Source organism: Mesorhizobium hunchu, assembly GCF_040081975.1.
GTDB classification, from domain to species: domain Bacteria; phylum Pseudomonadota; class Alphaproteobacteria; order Rhizobiales; family Rhizobiaceae; genus Mesorhizobium; species Mesorhizobium hunchu.
The window spans coordinates 334506-351994 of the sequence record NZ_JBEBMG010000005.1 but is presented as its reverse complement, the minus strand read 5'-3'; the positions used below and the strand labels follow the sequence as shown (position 1 = coordinate 351994).

Genomic DNA, 17489 nt, shown 5'->3' with positions numbered 1-17489 from the left:
TTCTACTTCCGCACGACGGACGTGACGGGCATCGTGACGCTGCCGGCGGGCACGGAGATGGTGATGCCCGGCGACAACGTGACGGTCGACGTGGAACTGATCGTGCCGGTTGCCATGGAAGAGAAGCTGCGCTTCGCCATCCGTGAAGGCGGCCGCACCGTCGGCGCCGGCGTCGTCGCTTCCATCATCGAGTAAATCTCCGAATACTCGGAAAAGGAGAATGGCGGCCTCTTCGGCCGCCATTTTCGTTCGAAAAGCGCTTGAAGCTTTCGCGCCAAGCGATTAGGAACGGCCAGCCGAAGGCGTTGTTGGATCAGCAAGGCGCCGGGCGCGCCTAGGGGTATAGCTCAGTTGGTAGAGCGGCGGTCTCCAAAACCGCAGGTCGCGGGTTCAAGCCCTGCTGCCCCTGCCAGTTTCTTTCCATGAGAAGTCTTGAATATGGCGCGACGCTTGCCATATGAAGGCTTCTCATGCATAACAACGCAGTAGCCGGGACGGGACGACTGGATGGTTCCGAGGCGGCATTGGTCATGAAGCGGATTGTTGCCACTTGCGTGGATCGGGAATCGGCTTTATGTAGGCACGACAGACACGCGACGCGTGGAGCTGGGAATCCGGCTTTGCGCGTCTGATTTGCATGGGCGGATGGGCTGCGCCGATTCGGTGGTCCGGTTCTGAAGTCCCGAAGCACGTTTCGTCCTCTGGGTTTCCGGGGCGGCGGGACCATCCAGGAGGCCCGGTTCAACGGGTCTTGAAAGAGCGGCAGATGGCGTCGAAGACACTCAATCCTTTCGTCTTCCTTCAGCAGGTGAGGGCGGAAACCGCCAAGGTGACCTGGCCTTCCCGGCGCGAGACGATGATCTCGACGGTGATGGTCCTGGCCTTCGCGCTTCTGGCGATGCTCTTCTTCTTCACCGCCGATATCGCCATGGGCTACGCGATCGAGAAGATCCTCGGTCTGGGTACCGGCCAGTAAGACTGCCACTACGGGGAAATTGTTGATGACTGCGCGGTGGTACATCGTTCACGCCTATTCGAACTTCGAGAAGAAGGTCGCTGAGGACATCGAGAACAAGGCCAAGCAAAAAGGCCTGAGCGGTCGCATCGAGCAGATCGTGGTGCCGACCGAGAAGGTCGTCGAGGTCCGGCGCGGCAAGAAGGTCGATGCCGAGCGCAAGTTCTTCCCCGGCTACGTGCTGATGAAGGCCGAACTCAACGACGCGGTGATCTCGCTGGTCAAGAACACGCCGCGCGTCACCGGCTTCCTGGGCGAGGACAAGCATACCGCCAAGCCGATGCACATCACCGACAAGGAAGCCGAGCGCATCCTTCATCAGGTGCAGGAAGGCGTGGAGCGGCCGAAGCCTTCGGTCGCCTTCGAGATCGGCGAGCAGGTGCGGGTCTCGGACGGGCCGTTCGCTTCCTTCAACGGCTTCGTTCAGGAAGTCGACGAGGAAAGGGCTCGCCTCAAGGTGGAAGTTTCGATCTTCGGGCGCGCGGTGCCCGTCGATCTGGAGTTCGGTCAGGTCGAAAAGGGCTGATCGGATTGCCCGGTCTTGCCGGGCAGGGTGCGGCGGACAGGTTCGTCGTACTGGAATGGTGGGAGGCGAGACGGGCTTAGCCGGCCTGTCGGACCGGACCACCGGACTGCAACCGCCGGCGTCGCGATGAAGCGGCCGGCATGAACAGAGGCAGGAAAGAGTATGGCTAAGAAGATTGCAGGCCAGCTTAAGCTCCAGGTTCCCGCGGGTTCGGCGACGCCGTCGCCCCCGATCGGCCCGGCGCTTGGTCAGCGCGGCATCAACATCATGGAATTCTGCAAGGCGTTCAACGCGCAGAGCCAGGAGATGGAGAAGGGTTCGCCCATCCCCGTCGTGATCACCTATTACCAGGACAAGTCCTTCACCTTTGCGATGAAGACGCCGCCGGTGAGCTATTTCCTGAAGAAGGCGGCCAACCTGAAGTCGGGTTCGAAGGAGCCGGGCAAGTCGACGGCCGGCAAGATCTCCCGCGACAAGGTGCGCGAGATCGCCGAAGCCAAGATGAAGGACCTCAACGCCAACGACGTCGAGGCGGCCATGCGCATGGTCGAAGGTTCCGCCCGCTCGATGGGCCTGGAAGTGGTGGGCTGATCAGATGGCAAAGATTGCAAAGCGCGTGGCCCAGACCCGCGAGGGCATCGACCCGAACAAGGCCTACTCCCTGGAGGAAGCCATCAAGATCCTCAAGGATCGCTCGAAGGTGAAGTTCGACGAGACCATCGAGGTCGCCATGAATCTCGGCGTCGACCCGCGCCACGCCGACCAGATGGTGCGCGGCGTGGTCAACCTGCCGAACGGCACGGGCAAGACCGTGCGCGTGGCGGTGTTCGCCCGCGGCGACAAGGCCGATGAGGCCAAGGCCGCCGGCGCAGACATCGTCGGCGCCGAGGACCTCGTCCAGACCGTCCAGGGCGGCACGATCGACTTCGACCGCTGCATCGCCACGCCCGACATGATGGGCCTGGTCGGCCGTCTCGGCAAGGTGCTCGGCCCGCGCGGCCTGATGCCAAACCCGCGCGTCGGCACCGTCACGCCGGACGTCGCCGCGGCCGTCAAGGCGTCCAAGGGTGGCGCCGTCGAGTTCCGCGTCGAGAAGGCGGGCATCGTCCATGCCGGCGTCGGCAAGGTCTCGTTCGACGTCAAGGCGCTCGAAGAGAACGTGCGTGCCTTTGCCGATGCCGTGAACAAGGCGAAGCCCGCAGGCGCCAAGGGCAACTACGTCAAGAAGGTGTCCGTCACCTCGACGATGGGTCCCGGCCTCAAGATCGATCCCGCGACGCTGGCTGCGTCGTAAGCGGGAATGGCGGACCGGCCTCGGTCGGTCCTTTGAAGAATTCCGGTCCCTGCGTTTCTGGGGGCCGGATGCCGGAAGTCGAAAGACCGAAGGCACATCCTGTCCGAGATTGCGGGCGGTCGAGGCGCAAGCCGAGGCCTTAATCGAATGGCCTGCATGAGACGGGTGACAACCGGACAAAGGAACCCGAAAGGTTTCGATGAATGGTTCGAACCGTGTTTGCCTTTTGCGCGGCTCCGGGAAACCGGACCGACGGAAAGGGGGCAGGATCCTCTGAACCGCCGTTCGGGTGATCCAGGAATGGAAGAGCCCGCCCGGCAAAAGGCAACCGACGCCTGATCCCGCGAATGGGAGTCCTCGTGAATGAGGCAGGGGTCAACTGGAGATAGGCAGTGGACAGAGCGGAAAAACGCGAACTCGTCACGGACCTGAACGGAGCCTTCAAGGGCGCCGGCTCGGTGGTCGTGGCCCACTATGCCGGTATCACCGTCGCGCAGATGAACGATCTTCGTACGAAGATGCGGGCTGCCGGTGGCACCGTCAAAGTCGCGAAGAACCGTCTCGCCAAGATCGCTCTTCAGGGCACGGACTCCGAGAAGATCATCGATCTGTTCCAGGGACAGACGCTGATCGCCTTCTCGGATGATCCGGTCACCGCGCCGAAGGTGGCATCCGATTTCGCCAAGGGAAATGACAAGCTCGTCATTCTCGGCGGCGCGATGGGGGCCACCGCGCTCGACGCCGACGGAGTGAAGGCACTCGCCACGCTTCCGTCGCTCGACGAACTGCGCGGCAAGCTGGTCGGCCTTCTGGTCGCTCCGGCGACCCGGATCGCCCAGATCGTCAATGCACCGGCCGGTCAGGTCGCGCGTGTCATTGGCGCTTATGCCCGGAAGGACGAGGCGGCTTGACGCCGTTCCTCGCCGTACACCAACAACACGTTCGAACCAATTGAAGGAAATTACAAAATGGCTGATCTCGCAAAGATCGTAGACGACCTGTCGAGCCTGACCGTCCTCGAGGCGGCCGAGCTGTCGAAGCTGCTGGAAGACAAGTGGGGCGTTTCCGCCGCCGCTCCGGTGGCGGTTGCCGCTGCCGGCGGCGCTGCCGCTGCTGCTGCTCCGGCCGAGGAGAAGACCGAATTCGACGTCATCCTCTCCGACGCAGGCGCTCAGAAGATCAACGTCATCAAGGAAGTCCGCGCCATCACGGGCCTCGGCCTCAAGGAAGCCAAGGACCTGGTCGAGGCTGCGCCGAAGCCGGTCAAGGAAGCCGTCGCCAAGGCGGACGCCGAGAAGATCAAGGCCCAGCTGGAAGCAGCCGGCGCCAAGGTCGAGCTGAAGTAATCAGCGTTGCGGTTCCGGCGGGCGGCCTGTCCGCTCGCCGGTCCCTGCACCGCAGGGGAGTTCTGGGAGAACCTCTTTCCCGAGGGCCGCAAAAGCGGCTCTCGGGAAACGGGTTTTTTCCCGTTCTGGGCATGATCCCGAGAGGCCGCAGGCTTTTCGGACCGGGTCATGCCCGAAACAGAAGTTTGAACGCATCGGACCCGAATGGGAAGCTCGGTTCCGGAAAAGTTCGATGCCGAAGCAAAATTGGAACCGCTTGCCGTGAAGCGGGGCCGACGCAAGGACCGCCGGGCAGGGCGGCCCTCAAGAGATGAAGCCAGGCATGGCTGAGCAAGGAGCGACGATGGCCCAGACCCAGACTTTCAATGGCCGCAGACGCGTACGCAAATTCTTCGGGAAGATCCCGGAGGTTGCGGAGATGCCGAACCTGATCGAGGTTCAGAAGGCATCCTATGACCAGTTCCTCATGGTCGACGAGCCGAAGGGCGGCCGTCCGGAAGAGGGACTGCAGGCCGTTTTCAAGTCGGTCTTCCCGATTTCCGATTTTTCCGGTTCCTCGATGCTCGAATTCGTCAAGTACGAGTTCGAACAGCCCAAGTTCGACGTCGACGAGTGCCGGCAGCGCGACCTGACCTACGCGGCGCCGCTGAAGGTGACGCTGCGCCTCATCGTGTTCGATATCGACGAGGATACCGGCGCCAAGTCCATCAAGGACATCAAGGAGCAGGACGTCTACATGGGCGACATGCCGCTCATGACGATGAACGGCACCTTCATCGTCAACGGCACGGAGCGCGTCATCGTCTCGCAGATGCACCGCTCGCCGGGCGTCTTCTTCGATCATGACAAGGGCAAGTCGCATTCCAGCGGCAAGCTTCTGTTCGCCGCGCGCGTCATTCCCTATCGCGGTTCGTGGCTCGACATCGAGTTCGATTCCAAGGACGTCGTGCACGCCCGCATCGACCGCCGCCGCAAGATTCCGGTGACGTCGCTGCTGATGGCGCTCGGCATGGACGGCGAGGAAATCCTGTCGACCTTCTACGACAAGATCACCTACAAGCGCTCCGGCGACCACTGGCGCATCCCCTTCAACGTCGATCGTTTCAAGGGCCTCAAGGCTGTCAACGATCTCGTCGACGCCGACACCGGCGAGGTCGTGGTCGAGGCGGGCAAGAAGATCACCGCGCGCCAGGCCAAGCAGCTTGCCGAAAAGGGTCTCAAGGCCATCAAGGCCACCGACGAGGACCTGCTCGGCAACTATCTGGCCGAGGACATCGTCAACTACCAGACCGGCGAGATTTTCCTCGAAGCCGGCGACGAGATCGACGACAAGACCCTGAAGGTGCTGCTCGGCACTGGCGAGGACGAGATCGAGATTCTCGACATCGACCACGTCAATGTCGGCGCTTACATCCGCAATACGCTGGCCGTGGACAAGAACGAGAGCCGTCAGGACGCGCTGTTCGACATCTACCGCGTCATGCGTCCGGGTGAGCCGCCGACGATGGACACGGCCGAGGCGATGTTCAACTCGCTGTTCTTCGACGCCGAGCGCTACGACCTGTCGGCCGTCGGCCGCGTCAAGATGAACATGCGTCTTGAGCTCGACGCCGCCGACACCGTGCGCGTGTTGCGCAAGGACGATATCCTGGCCGTGGTCAAGACGCTGGTCGAACTGCGCGACGGCAAGGGCGAGATCGACGACATCGACAATCTCGGCAACCGCCGCGTGCGTTCGGTCGGCGAGCTGATGGAGAACCAGTACCGCGTCGGCCTGCTGCGCATGGAGCGCGCCATCAAGGAACGCATGTCGTCGATCGAGATCGATACGGTCATGCCGCAGGACCTGATCAACGCCAAGCCGGCGGCCGCTGCCGTGCGCGAGTTCTTCGGCTCCTCGCAGCTCTCGCAGTTCATGGACCAGACGAACCCGCTGTCGGAAGTGTCGCACAAGCGTCGTCTTTCGGCGCTCGGGCCGGGCGGTCTTACCCGCGAGCGCGCCGGCTTCGAGGTGCGCGACGTGCACCCGACGCACTATGGCCGCATCTGCCCGATCGAGACGCCGGAAGGCCCGAACATCGGCCTGATCAACAACCTGGCCACCTTCGCCCACGTCAACAAGTACGGCTTCATCGAAAGCCCGTACCGCAAGGTCGTGGACGGCAAGGTTACCAGCGAAGTCGTCTATCTGTCGGCCATGGAAGAGGCCAAGCACAATGTCGCGCAGGCCAACGCCGAACTCGACAAGGATGGGCGTCTCGCCGAGGAATTCGTCATCTGCCGTCATGCCGGCGAGGTGATGATGATGCCGCGCGAGACCGTGGACCTGATGGACGTGTCGCCGAAGCAGCTCGTTTCGGTCGCCGCGGCACTGATCCCGTTCCTGGAGAACGACGACGCCAACCGCGCGCTGATGGGCTCGAACATGCAGAAGCAGGCCGTGCCGCTGGTGCGCGCCGAGGCGCCGTTCGTCGGCACCGGCATGGAGCCGATCGTCGCCCGTGACTCGGGTGCGGCCATCGGCGCCCGCCGGGGCGGCATCGTCGACCAGGTCGACGCGACCCGTATCGTCATCCGTGCGACGGAAGATCTCGATCCCGGCAAGTCGGGCGTCGACATCTACCGGCTGATGAAGTTCCAGCGCTCGAACCAGAACACCTGCATCAACCAGCGTCCGCTGGTGAAGGTGGGTGACCGGATCGAGAAGGGCGACATCATCGCCGACGGTCCGTCGACCGATCTCGGCGATCTGGCCCTCGGCCGCAACGTGCTCGTCGCGTTCATGCCGTGGAACGGCTACAACTACGAGGACTCGATCCTTCTGTCCGAGCGCATCGTCGCCGACGACGTCTTCACCTCGATCCACATCGAGGAGTTCGAGGTCTCGGCGCGCGATACCAAGCTCGGCCCGGAAGAGATCACGCGAGACATTCCGAACGTCTCGGAAGAGGCGCTGAAGAACCTCGACGAGGCCGGCATCGTCTATATCGGCGCCGAGGTGCAGCCGGGCGACATCCTGGTCGGCAAGATCACGCCGAAGGGCGAAAGCCCGATGACGCCGGAGGAAAAGCTGCTCCGCGCCATCTTCGGCGAGAAGGCCTCGGATGTCCGCGACACGTCCATGCGCATGCCTCCGGGCACGTTCGGCACGGTCGTGGAAGTGCGCGTGTTCAACCGCCACGGCGTGGAAAAGGACGAGCGCGCCATGGCCATCGAGCGCGAGGAGATCGAGCGCCTGGCCAAGGACCGTGACGACGAGCAGGCGATCCTGGATCGCAACGTCTACGCGCGCCTGTCCGACATGCTTGCCGGCAAGGATGCGATCGCCGGACCGAAGGGCTTCAAGAAGGGCACCGCGCTCTCCAAGGAAGTGCTGGACGACTATCCGCGCTCGCAGTGGTGGCAGTTCGCCGTCGAGAACGAGAAGCTCCAGGGCGAGCTCGAGGCGCTTCGCGGCCAGTACGACGACTCCAAGAAGGCGCTCGAGCAGCGCTTCATGGACAAGGTCGAGAAGGTGCAGCGCGGCGACGAAATGCCTCCGGGCGTGATGAAGATGGTCAAGGTCTTCGTCGCGGTGAAGCGCAAGATGCAGCCGGGCGACAAGATGGCCGGCCGTCACGGCAACAAGGGCGTCGTGTCGCGCATCGTTCCGGTCGAGGACATGCCGTTCCTCGAGGACGGCACCCATGCCGACATCGTGCTCAATCCGTTGGGCGTGCCGTCGCGCATGAATGTCGGACAGATCCTCGAGACGCATCTCGGCTGGGCCTGCGCCGGCATGGGCAGGAAGATCGGCGATCTTGTCGATGCCTACAAGGCCGGCGGCGACATCAAGCCGCTGCGGCAGACGATCGAGTCCGTCATTCCGGCCAACGACCGCAACGAGCCGGTCCGCGACTATGACGACGAGTCCATCGTTCGCCTCGGCGAGCAGATGAAGCGCGGCGTCTCCATCGCGACCCCGGTGTTCGACGGCGCGCACGAGGCCAACATCAACGAGATGCTGGAACAGGCGGGCCTGCATTCCTCCGGCCAGTCGCAGCTCTACGACGGGCGTACCGGCGAGCCGTTCGACCGCAAGGTGACGATGGGCTACATCTATATGCTCAAGCTTCACCACCTCGTGGACGACAAGATCCACGCGCGTTCGATCGGCCCGTACTCGCTGGTCACCCAGCAGCCGCTGGGCGGCAAGGCGCAGTTCGGCGGCCAGCGCTTCGGCGAGATGGAGGTCTGGGCGCTGGAAGCCTACGGCGCCGCCTACACGCTGCAGGAGATGCTGACGGTGAAGTCGGACGACGTGGCCGGCCGCACCAAGGTTTACGAGGCGATCGTCAGAGGCGACGATACGTTCGAGGCCGGTATCCCCGAGAGCTTCAACGTTCTCGTCAAGGAAATGCGCTCGCTCGGCCTCAATGTCGAACTGGAGAACACCAAGGTCGATGCTGCGCCGCAACCGCTGCCGGACGCCGCCGAGTAACGGCCAAAAGCGGCCGCGGATATTCCCGCGGCCGCCTGAATTCCTCGCGGGCCGTGCCCGCACATGACATGAAGAGGGGTTATCGAGAACCCCGACAAGGAGAATGGCATGAACCAAGAGGTCATGAATCTCTTCAATTCGCAGGCGCCTGCGCAGGTGTTCGATTCGATCCGCATCTCGCTCGCGTCGCCTGAAAAGATCCTGTCCTGGTCGTTCGGCGAGATCAAGAAGCCGGAGACCATCAACTACCGCACGTTCAAGCCCGAGCGTGACGGCCTGTTCTGCGCGCGCATCTTCGGCCCGATCAAGGACTACGAGTGCCTGTGCGGCAAGTACAAGCGCATGAAGTACAAGGGCGTCATCTGCGAGAAGTGCGGCGTCGAGGTCACGCTGTCGCGTGTGCGCCGCGAGCGCATGGGCCATATCGAACTGGCCGCCCCGGTCGCGCATATCTGGTTCCTGAAGTCGCTGCCGAGCCGCATCGGCACGCTGCTCGACATGACGCTGAAGGACATCGAGCGCGTCCTCTACTTCGAGAACTACATCGTCACCGAGCCCGGCCTCACCGCGCTGAAGGAGAACCAGCTTCTCTCCGAAGAGGAGTACATGCTGGCCGTCGACGAGTATGGCGAGGATTCCTTCACCGCCATGATCGGCGCCGAGGCCATTCATGACCTGCTGGCCGGAATGGATCTGGAGAAGATCGCGGGTGACCTGCGTTCGGAACTGGCGTCCACGACCTCGGAACTGAAGCAGAAGAAGCTGCTCAAGCGCCTCAAGGTGGTCGAGAACTTCATGGAGTCGGGCAACCGTCCCGAGTGGATGATCATGAAGGTCGTCCCGGTGATCCCGCCGGACCTGCGTCCGCTGGTCCCGCTGGACGGCGGCCGTTTCGCGACGTCCGACCTGAACGATCTCTACCGCCGCGTCATCAACCGCAACAACCGCCTGAAGCGCCTGATCGAGCTTCGCGCGCCCGGCATCATCGTGCGCAACGAAAAGCGCATGTTGCAGGAAGCGGTCGACGCCCTGTTCGACAACGGTCGCAGGGGACGTGTCATCACCGGCGCCAACAAGCGCCCACTGAAGTCGCTGTCCGACATGCTCAAGGGCAAGCAGGGCCGGTTCCGCCAGAACCTGCTCGGCAAGCGCGTCGACTATTCCGGCCGCTCGGTCATCGTCACCGGCCCGGAACTGAAGCTGCACCAGTGCGGCCTGCCGAAGAAGATGGCGCTGGAGCTGTTCAAGCCCTTCATCTACGCCCGCCTCGACGCCAAGGGATATTCCTCGACCGTCAAGCAGGCGAAGAAGCTGGTCGAGAAGGAGCGTCCGGAAGTCTGGGATATCCTCGACGAGGTCATCCGCGAGCATCCGGTTCTCCTGAACCGCGCGCCGACGCTGCACCGTCTCGGCATCCAGGCGTTCGAGCCGACCCTGATCGAGGGCAAGGCGATCCAGCTTCACCCGCTGGTCTGCACGGCCTTCAACGCCGATTTCGACGGCGACCAGATGGCGGTGCACGTGCCGCTGTCGCTGGAAGCGCAGCTCGAAGCTCGCGTGCTGATGATGTCGACCAACAACATCCTGCATCCGGCTTCCGGCGCGCCGATCATCGTGCCGTCGCAGGATATGGTTCTGGGTCTCTACTATCTCTCGATCGTCAACCAGAACGAGCCGGGAGAGGGCATGGTGTTCGCCGACATGGGCGAGCTGCAGCATGCGCTGGAGACCAAGGCCGTTACTCTGCACGCCAAGATCAAGGGCCGCTTCAAGACGGTCGACGCGGATGGCAACGAAGTGTCGAAGATCTACGACACCACGCCCGGCCGCATGATCATCGGCGAGCTTCTGCCGAAGAACGTCAACGTGCCGTTCGACACCGCCAACCAGGAGATGACCAAGAAGAACATCTCCAAGATGATCGATACCGTCTACCGCCACTGCGGCCAGAAGGAGACCGTGATCTTCTGCGACCGCATCATGGCGCTCGGCTTCGGCCATGCCTGCCGCGCCGGCATCTCGTTCGGCAAGGACGACATGCTGATCCCGGACACCAAGGCGAAGCTGGTGGCCGACACCGAGGCTTTGGCCAAGGAGTACGAGCAGCAGTACAATGATGGCCTGATCACCCAGGGCGAGAAGTACAACAAGGTCGTGGACGCCTGGGCCAAGTGCTCGGAGAAGGTCGCCGACGAGATGATGGGCCGCATCAAGGCGGTCGAGTTCGACGACAACGGCCGCCAGAAGCCGATGAATTCGATCTACATGATGTCGCACTCCGGCGCGCGTGGCTCGCCCACGCAGATGCGCCAGCTTGCCGGTATGCGCGGCCTGATGGCCAAGCCGTCCGGCGAGATCATCGAGACGCCGATCATCTCCAACTTCAAGGAAGGCCTCACCGTTCTCGAGTACTTCAACTCGACCCACGGCGCCCGCAAGGGTCTGGCCGACACCGCCTTGAAGACGGCGAACTCGGGCTACCTGACCCGCCGTCTCGTCGACGTGGCGCAAGACTGCATCGTCAACTCGCTGGATTGCGGGACGGACAAGGGCCTGACCATGCAGCCGATCGTGGATGCCGGTCAGATCGTCGCCTCGCTCGGCCAGCGTATCCTCGGCCGCACGGCGCTCGAGGACATCAACCATCCGGTTTCCGGCGAGGTCATCGTCGAGGCCGGCAAGCTGATGGACGAGCGCGACGTGGAGCAGATCGAGAAGGCCGGCATCCAGACCGTGCGCATCCGCTCGGCGCTGACCTGCGAAGTGCGGGTGGGCGTGTGCGCGGTGTGCTACGGTCGCGACCTGGCACGCGGCACGCCCGTCAACCAGGGCGAGGCCGTCGGCGTCATCGCGGCGCAGTCGATCGGCGAGCCGGGCACTCAGCTCACCATGCGTACCTTCCACATGGGCGGCACGGCGCAGGTCGTCGACTCGTCGTTCCTGGAAGCCTCGTATGAGGGCACGGTGCAGATCCGCAACCGCAACGTGGTCCGCAATTCCGAAGGTCATCTCGTGGTGATGGGCCGCAACATGGCGGTGCTGATCCTCGACGAGGCCGGCAAAGAGCGCGCCACGCACCGCGTCACCTACGGTTCGCGTATCTTCGTGGATGAGGGCGACAAGGTGAAGCGCGGCCAGCGCATCGCCGAGTGGGATCCTTACACCCGTCCGATCCTCACCGAGGTCGAGGGCCGGGCCGAGTTCGAGGATCTGGTCGACGGCATCTCCGTGCAGGAGACGGCCGACGAGTCCACCGGTATCACCAAGCGTGAGGTCATCGACTGGCGCTCGACGCCGCGCGGCTCGGATCTCAAGCCGGCCATCGTGGTGCAGGACGCCAAGGGCAAGGTCGCAAAGCTGTCGAAGGGCGGCGATGCGCGCTTCCTGCTCTCCGTCGAGGCCATCCTCTCGGTCGAGCCGGGCGCTCATGTGAAGCCGGGCGACGTGCTGGCGCGTATCCCGATGGAAAGCGCCAAGACCAAGGACATCACCGGTGGTCTGCCGCGCGTCGCGGAATTGTTCGAGGCTCGCCGTCCGAAGGACCATGCCATCATCGCCGAGATCGATGGCACGATCCGCTTCGGCCGCGATTACAAGAACAAGCGCCGCATCATCATCGAGCCGCATGACTCGACGCTGGAGCCGGTGGAGTACCTGATCCCGAAGGGCAAGCCGTTCCATCTCCAGGACGGCGACGTCATCGAGAAGGGCGACTACATCCTCGACGGCAATCCGGCCCCGCACGACATCCTGGCGATCAAGGGCGTGGAGGCGCTTGCCTCCTATCTCGTCAACGAGATCCAGGAGGTCTACCGGTTGCAGGGCGTGTCGATCAACGACAAGCACATCGAGGTGATCGTGCGCCAGATGCTGCAGAAGGTGGAGATCACCGAGCAGGGCGACTCGACCTACATCCCGGGCGATCATGTCGACGTGATCGAACTGGACGAAGTCAACGACCGCCTGATCGAGGAAGGCAAGAAGCCCGCGGCCGGCCAGCCGGTTCTGCTCGGCATCACCAAGGCCTCGCTGCAGACGCCGTCGTTCATCTCGGCCGCGTCGTTCCAGGAGACCACGCGCGTTCTCACCGAGGCGGCGGTCGCCGGCAAGACCGACACGCTGCAGGGCCTCAAGGAGAACGTCATCGTCGGCCGTCTGATCCCGGCCGGCACCGGTGGCCAGATGAGCCAGATCCGTCGCATCGCGACGCATCGCGACGAGCTCATCCTCGACGAGCGCCGCAAGACGAGCGGTGCCGAGACGGCGGATCCGATGCTGGCGGACATGACCAACGCCGCCGAGTGAGCGGTCTGTGAATAGAGAAGAAGAAGGGGCCTCGTGGGGCCCCTTCTTTTTTTGCCTTGGGAGGCGTGCGGGAGGCGACTATGTCAGACCGGCAGCCAATCCTTGGCCGCATCGGCGATAGCCGTCTCGATCGCCTCCGGCGCGAGAATGCCGGCCTTGCGCGCGAAAGCCTCGAATGCCAACTGCGCCGTTTCCCCTTCGCCGGCGCTGGTGCTGCGGCAGCGTGCGAGCGCCGCGGCATGGGCAGGGCCACGCGAGCCACTCCATTCGATCAGGAATTGGCAGGCCTGCCAGGCATTTTCGACGTCATATGGGAAGCCCAAACCGACGAAGATCGGCACGGGTCGAGAAAACGGCCTGGCGGTCATGAAATTTCTCCGGATTTGAATGCCCGCCTGACAACGCGCCAGCTCTGTCCGGGTTGCCGCCTGCCGCGGCTTTATTTTCAGCGGTGCGAGAAATCTTCGTGAGTCCGTCATGCGTGGTTTCGGGTGGCGGCTGGAAGCCGTCTCGTTAAGATGGCATCCAATGACGAATCCCGGCCAACCCAGCCCTTTTGTCCGCCAGACGATCGAGACGCCGCTCGGCGGCCTGATGCTCGTCGCGCGGGATGGCCGTTTGTGCATGGCGGAGTTCGCCGACTGCGATGGCCGCATTCAGCAGTGGCTGCGCAAACGGACTGGAGGGAATCGGCAGGCGTTGAGCGACGGGGTGCTGCCGTCTGGCGTCGAGCGCGCTTTCAATCGCTATTTCGACGGCGAATTGAGGGCTCTGGAGGCGATCGACGCGGAATTGTCCGGCACGCCCTTTCAAACCGGATTATGGACGGCGTTGCGAACGGTTCCGCCCGGCAAGCCGCTCGCCTACGGTGCTTTCGCCGCATCGCTGGGCAGACCCCAGGCGGCGAGGGCGGTCGGCCATGCCAATGGTGCTAATCCTCTGGCCATCGTCGTTCCTTGCCACCGGCTGGTCGGCGCGGACGGCGCGCTCATCGATTATGGCGGCGGCCTGTGGCGAAAGCGCTGGCTGCTCGATCACGAACAGCGGCACGCCTCTCAGTCGTAGAATGCTTCCACCACGTTGCGCCGGCCCAGCATGAACGCGTCCGCAACATGCTGCAACGGCGCAAGGTCGACATCCGAGGTGCCCGCGCGCACGATCTCGGCAAAGTGGCGATAGAGCATCGGATATTCGGCTTCCGGCTCCTCGTGGACGATCCTGCCGTCGAGGGCCAGTTTCGCGCCTCCGCTGGACAGAACCATCGAGCCGTCATCCGTCTCGGCAAGGATGTCCCAGCTTTGCGGGCCGGTCTGGAGCCAATCGAGTTCCATCGGCACGCTCATTCCGTCCGCCGTGCGGAAGACGATATGAGCGGCGACCGGCGCGTCCCGGTTCTCGGGGAAATCCAGCACGGCCTCGGCAATGAACATCGCCGGCAGGATATGCGTGGCGATCGAGAGCGCGTTGATGCCGGGATCGAAGACGCCGAAGCCGCCTGCCTGCCATATCCATTCCTGGTTCGGGTGCCAGCGGCGCACGTCTTCCTTCCAGTTGATGGCGGCCGAGCGCAGCCGCGTGGAGGCGAGGAAGGCGCGCGCGGCCTCGACCGCCGGCGCGTAGCGCGAGTGCCAGCTTGCGAACAGAGACACGCCTTTTGCCGCCGCCAGCGCCTTCAGGTGTTCGACCTCGCTGACGGTCGCGCCGGGCGGCTTCTCCAGGAAGACATGCTTGCCGGCGTCGATCGCGGTCCGCGCGGCGTCATGGCGGAACTGCGGCGGCATGCACAGCGAAACGGCGTCGAGTTCCGGCGTGGCCTCCAGCATCGCCTCGATCGAGGGGAAATTTGCGATGCCGTCCACCTTACCGTGGCGGCTGGCGGCGGCGATCAGCCGATAGTTGCCGTCCTTCGCGAGCGCCGGCAGGTGCTGGTCGCGCACGATCTTGCCGACGCCGACGATGCCGAGCGCGATGGGGGCCGAACTTTCAGGCATGGATTCCTCGATTGTGACGCCTCGGCCATCGTGCCGGGCAGGGCGACACCCTTACGCCAAGCCGTCCGCACTGTGAAGAAGCTCGCGGAGGAATCGAACGGAAATCCTTGAAGCCTGCGAGCGCGGCGTCTTATTTCCGCAGCACCGCCTCGATCTTGTCGAGCGCTTCGGCTTTGCCCAGTCCCGTCAGGAAGGCGAGGGTGGTGATGGCCGGAACGCCAAGATCGGCAGGAAGCTGCGTGGTGGACACGATCATGTCGACCCCGCCCAGCGAAGAGCGCACTTCGGTCGTCTTGCACTGGCGCGCGTCGATAGCGATGCCGCGGTCCTTCATGGCTTCGACCACGGCGTTGGAGACGACGGTAGAGGTGGCGATACCGGTCCCGCAGGCGAACAGAACAGTCTTCTTGATGCTCATTTTTCCCCCCGATTCTCTTATTGGCCCAGGATTTCGAATACGTCGCGGCTCTCTGCGGTCCGCATGAGCGCGTCGATCTTCTCGGGCGATTGGACGATCTCCATGATCTGCTGCAGCATGTCGATCTGGCGATCCTTGTCGTTGATGGCGAGCATGAAGACGAGCCCGACGGGCACGTCTTCATCCGGGTCTTCCATGCTGGCGAAGGCGACCGGCCGGGCAAGCGTGGCGACGGCGACGCCCGGCCTGATGACATGCTGCGGGTCCGTATGCGGAACCGCGACATTCGCGTCACGGCCGACCGGCAGGCCGGTCGGCATTTTCGCTTCCCTCGCCACCACCGCATCCGCGTAGGTCGGCCGCACATAACCCAGCTTCTCCAGCCTGCCGGCGAGGAGGCGGATTACCTCCTCGCCGGTCGAGGCAGTTACGCCGAGGGCGATCGCCTCCGGGTTGATGGTGCTGGCAAGGGTGTCGCTCATGTCCCTGATGCTACTCCGCAGGTGTTGCTTCGGGTTCGTCCTCCGCGCCGGCCGCGCGTTCCCAGGCCGCGGTGTTGCGGTGGTAGAGCCAGAAGCAGGCGGCGATGATGAGCGCCATCAGGACGAGGCCGATCACGCCGAGGGTCTGGACGAACTCGATCACCACATAGGAAATCCAGAGGAACCCGTCCACGACCGAGGTGATCTGGACCGCGTTCTCCGGCATCTTGAAGCCCGACGAGACCGCCGCGCTGGTGAAGAGGGGAGCCAGGGCGTTGGCGACGTAGAAGCCGGCGGCCAGCGTCACCGTGCCGACGATGACCATGCGGAACACGTTGCCGCGCAGCAGCGGCGCCGTCAGCGCCACGATGAACGGGATGACGGCAAGGTCCGCGAAGAGGATGACGCGGTTGCCCGGCAGGATGATCGACAGGACGATGGCGATCGGCACCAGGATCAGCGAGGACGAGATCGCCGCCGGGTGACCGATCAGGATGGCCGAATCGAGGCCCACGAGCAGTTCGCGGTCGCCGGCCCGCTTCCGGACGAATTCATGCGCGGCTTCGGATACCGGCAGCAGGCCTTCCATCAGGATCTTGACCATGCGCGGCAAGAGCATCATGGCGGCAGCCAGCGTCATGCCCGTCTGCAACACCTTGGAGACGACGGTTCCGAAATCGCCGGCGTTGTAGTAGCCGATTGCGCCCAGCACCAGGCCGATGATGAGGCCGAGAACGACCGGCTCCCCGAATACGCCGAAGCGCTTTTCGATGGTCTCCGTGGAGATGTCGATCCTGTTGATGCCGGGGATGCGCTCGATGATCCAGTTGATGATGATGGCGACCGGCAGGATCTGCGCCGACGCAAGATGCGGGACGGAAACACCGGGCACGCCGTAGAACTTCTGGACCGCGCGCGCCGACCAGTCGGCGAAGAGCAGGCCGAGCGCGGCCATCAGCGCCGCGACCACCAGTCCGTAACCCAGGCTGCCGGTGGCTGCGGTCGCGAGCGAGCCGACGAAAGCGAAATGCCAGAAGTTCCAGACGTCGACATTGAGCGTGCGGGTCATTTTGGTGAGCAGCAGCACGACGTTGACGGCGATGGCGATCGGGATGACCCAGAGGCCCACCGACGAACCGAAGGCGATCGCCGCGGCCGACGGCCAGCCGACATCGACGATATCGCGATGGATGCCCGTATTGGTGACGATGGCCTGCGCCACGTCGCCGATGGAGCCCAGCATCAGGCCCAGCACAAGGTTGATGCCGATGAATGCGACGCCGATGGTGACGGCGGCGCGGAACGCCTTGCCGGCCTTGGCGCCGAGAATGACAGCTATGATGAAGATAACGATGGGCAGCAGCACCGTTGCGCCCAAAGTGTCGACGGCAGCCTTCAGGCCGCTCAGAAATGTGTCCATGATTTCCCTCCCGATGGGCTCGCGACTGTCCATCGAGAACATTTGTCGATCACCCTGCACAAAAGTAGGATGTCGCAACAAACCTGTCAATTTGCGGGCTTTCGCATTTCCACAGGCGCGGGCGGCGTAACCGCTTGCCAAGCGCTTTCGCGCTCAATTCCGATATCAGCCCAATTCCGTCCTTTTTATACCGGCTAGGAACTCGTTAAGGA

At 63.7% G+C, this 17489-nt stretch carries 15 protein-coding genes and 1 tRNA gene; 11 read left to right on the top strand and 5 right to left on the bottom strand.

Annotated elements, in window-relative coordinates:
* The 10 genes from ABMA46_RS12070 to rpoC all read left to right on the top strand — a co-directional run.
* The coding region (locus tag ABMA46_RS12070; RefSeq protein WP_484532548.1) for an EF-Tu C-terminal domain-related protein at positions 1 to 195 on the top strand (195 nt) is incomplete at its 5' end.
* Positions 196 to 336: 141 nt separating this feature from the next.
* Positions 337 to 412: transfer RNA gene (locus ABMA46_RS12065), tRNA-Trp, on the top strand.
* A gap of 354 nt (positions 413 to 766) precedes the next feature.
* Positions 767 to 976: a preprotein translocase subunit SecE gene (gene secE / locus ABMA46_RS12060; RefSeq protein WP_348999618.1), complete on the top strand. Its 210-nt coding sequence runs from the start codon at positions 767 to 769 to the stop codon at positions 974 to 976.
* 25 nt (positions 977 to 1001) lie between these two features.
* Complete coding sequence (gene nusG, locus ABMA46_RS12055) at positions 1002 to 1541, top strand: transcription termination/antitermination protein NusG (RefSeq protein WP_348999617.1); 540 nt, start codon at positions 1002 to 1004, stop codon at positions 1539 to 1541.
* A gap of 162 nt (positions 1542 to 1703) precedes the next feature.
* Positions 1704 to 2132, top strand: a complete 429-nt coding sequence (gene rplK, locus ABMA46_RS12050; RefSeq protein ID WP_348999615.1) for a 50S ribosomal protein L11 — start codon at positions 1704 to 1706, stop codon at positions 2130 to 2132.
* A gap of 4 nt (positions 2133 to 2136) precedes the next feature.
* Positions 2137 to 2835 (top strand): 50S ribosomal protein L1, encoded by a 699-nt coding sequence (gene rplA / locus ABMA46_RS12045; protein ID WP_348999614.1) that lies wholly within the window; start codon positions 2137 to 2139, stop codon positions 2833 to 2835.
* Between the two features lie 392 nt (positions 2836 to 3227).
* A complete protein-coding gene (gene rplJ, locus ABMA46_RS12040) occupies positions 3228 to 3746 on the top strand; it encodes a 50S ribosomal protein L10 (protein ID WP_348999612.1) in 519 nt (172 codons plus the stop codon).
* A gap of 57 nt (positions 3747 to 3803) precedes the next feature.
* Positions 3804 to 4181, top strand: coding sequence for a 50S ribosomal protein L7/L12 (gene rplL, locus ABMA46_RS12035; protein WP_348999610.1), 378 nt, complete (start codon positions 3804 to 3806; stop codon positions 4179 to 4181).
* Positions 4182 to 4524: 343 nt separating this feature from the next.
* Positions 4525 to 8661, top strand: a complete 4137-nt coding sequence (rpoB, locus tag ABMA46_RS12030; RefSeq protein ID WP_348999608.1) for a DNA-directed RNA polymerase subunit beta — start codon at positions 4525 to 4527, stop codon at positions 8659 to 8661.
* 108 nt (positions 8662 to 8769) lie between these two features.
* Positions 8770 to 12966, top strand: a complete 4197-nt coding sequence (rpoC, locus tag ABMA46_RS12025; RefSeq protein ID WP_348999607.1) for a DNA-directed RNA polymerase subunit beta' — start codon at positions 8770 to 8772, stop codon at positions 12964 to 12966.
* A gap of 83 nt (positions 12967 to 13049) precedes the next feature.
* On the opposite strand, the gene ABMA46_RS12020 is transcribed toward rpoC, so the two are convergent.
* Complete coding sequence (locus ABMA46_RS12020; protein ID WP_348999606.1) at positions 13050 to 13445, bottom strand: DUF982 domain-containing protein; 396 nt, start codon at positions 13443 to 13445, stop codon at positions 13050 to 13052.
* A 49-nt stretch (positions 13446 to 13494) separates the two neighbouring features.
* Here ABMA46_RS12020 and ABMA46_RS12015 point away from each other — a divergent pair, with 49 nt between their 5' ends.
* Positions 13495 to 14031, top strand: a complete 537-nt coding sequence (locus tag ABMA46_RS12015) for a methylated-DNA--[protein]-cysteine S-methyltransferase (RefSeq protein ID WP_348999604.1) — start codon at positions 13495 to 13497, stop codon at positions 14029 to 14031.
* Here ABMA46_RS12015 and ABMA46_RS12010 read toward each other — a convergent pair.
* The 4 genes from ABMA46_RS12010 to ABMA46_RS11995 all read right to left on the bottom strand — a co-directional run bounded on the left by ABMA46_RS12010 (position 14022) and on the right by ABMA46_RS11995 (position 17277).
* On the bottom strand, positions 14022 to 14957 hold the full coding sequence (locus tag ABMA46_RS12010) for a Gfo/Idh/MocA family protein (protein ID WP_348999603.1): 936 nt from the start codon (positions 14955 to 14957) through the stop codon (positions 14022 to 14024). The genes ABMA46_RS12015 and ABMA46_RS12010 overlap by 10 nt on opposite strands.
* A gap of 130 nt (positions 14958 to 15087) precedes the next feature.
* On the bottom strand, positions 15088 to 15375 hold the full coding sequence (locus ABMA46_RS12005; protein WP_348999601.1) for a PTS sugar transporter subunit IIB: 288 nt from the start codon (positions 15373 to 15375) through the stop codon (positions 15088 to 15090).
* Positions 15376 to 15392: 17 nt separating this feature from the next.
* On the bottom strand, positions 15393 to 15857 hold the full coding sequence (locus ABMA46_RS12000) for a PTS sugar transporter subunit IIA (protein WP_348999599.1): 465 nt from the start codon (positions 15855 to 15857) through the stop codon (positions 15393 to 15395).
* 10 nt (positions 15858 to 15867) lie between these two features.
* On the bottom strand, positions 15868 to 17277 hold the full coding sequence (locus ABMA46_RS11995; protein WP_348999598.1) for a PTS galactitol transporter subunit IIC: 1410 nt from the start codon (positions 17275 to 17277) through the stop codon (positions 15868 to 15870).
* Between the last annotated feature and the right edge of the window lie 212 nt (positions 17278 to 17489).

What these genes read in the sequence shown, in the direction of transcription:
- secE (WP_348999618.1), top strand. Translation starts at nt 767, where the DNA reads ATGGCGTCGAAGACACTCAATCCTTTCGTCTTCCTTCAGCAGGTGAGG.
- nusG (WP_348999617.1), top strand. Translation starts at nt 1,002, where the DNA reads ATGACTGCGCGGTGGTACATCGTTCACGCCTATTCGAACTTCGAGAAG.
- rplK (WP_348999615.1), top strand. Translation starts at nt 1,704, where the DNA reads ATGGCTAAGAAGATTGCAGGCCAGCTTAAGCTCCAGGTTCCCGCGGGT.
- rplA (WP_348999614.1), top strand. Translation starts at nt 2,137, where the DNA reads ATGGCAAAGATTGCAAAGCGCGTGGCCCAGACCCGCGAGGGCATCGAC.
- rplL (WP_348999610.1), top strand. Translation starts at nt 3,804, where the DNA reads ATGGCTGATCTCGCAAAGATCGTAGACGACCTGTCGAGCCTGACCGTC.
- rpoB (WP_348999608.1), top strand. Translation starts at nt 4,525, where the DNA reads ATGGCCCAGACCCAGACTTTCAATGGCCGCAGACGCGTACGCAAATTC.
- rpoC (WP_348999607.1), top strand. Translation starts at nt 8,770, where the DNA reads ATGAACCAAGAGGTCATGAATCTCTTCAATTCGCAGGCGCCTGCGCAG.
- ABMA46_RS12020 (WP_348999606.1), bottom strand. Translation starts at nt 13,445, where the DNA reads ATGACGGACTCACGAAGATTTCTCGCACCGCTGAAAATAAAGCCGCGG.
- ABMA46_RS12015 (WP_348999604.1), top strand. Translation starts at nt 13,495, where the DNA reads ATGACGAATCCCGGCCAACCCAGCCCTTTTGTCCGCCAGACGATCGAG.
- ABMA46_RS12010 (WP_348999603.1), bottom strand. Translation starts at nt 14,957, where the DNA reads ATGCCTGAAAGTTCGGCCCCCATCGCGCTCGGCATCGTCGGCGTCGGC.
- ABMA46_RS12005 (WP_348999601.1), bottom strand. Translation starts at nt 15,375, where the DNA reads ATGAGCATCAAGAAGACTGTTCTGTTCGCCTGCGGGACCGGTATCGCC.
- ABMA46_RS12000 (WP_348999599.1), bottom strand. Translation starts at nt 15,857, where the DNA reads ATGAGCGACACCCTTGCCAGCACCATCAACCCGGAGGCGATCGCCCTC.
- ABMA46_RS11995 (WP_348999598.1), bottom strand. Translation starts at nt 17,277, where the DNA reads ATGGACACATTTCTGAGCGGCCTGAAGGCTGCCGTCGACACTTTGGGC.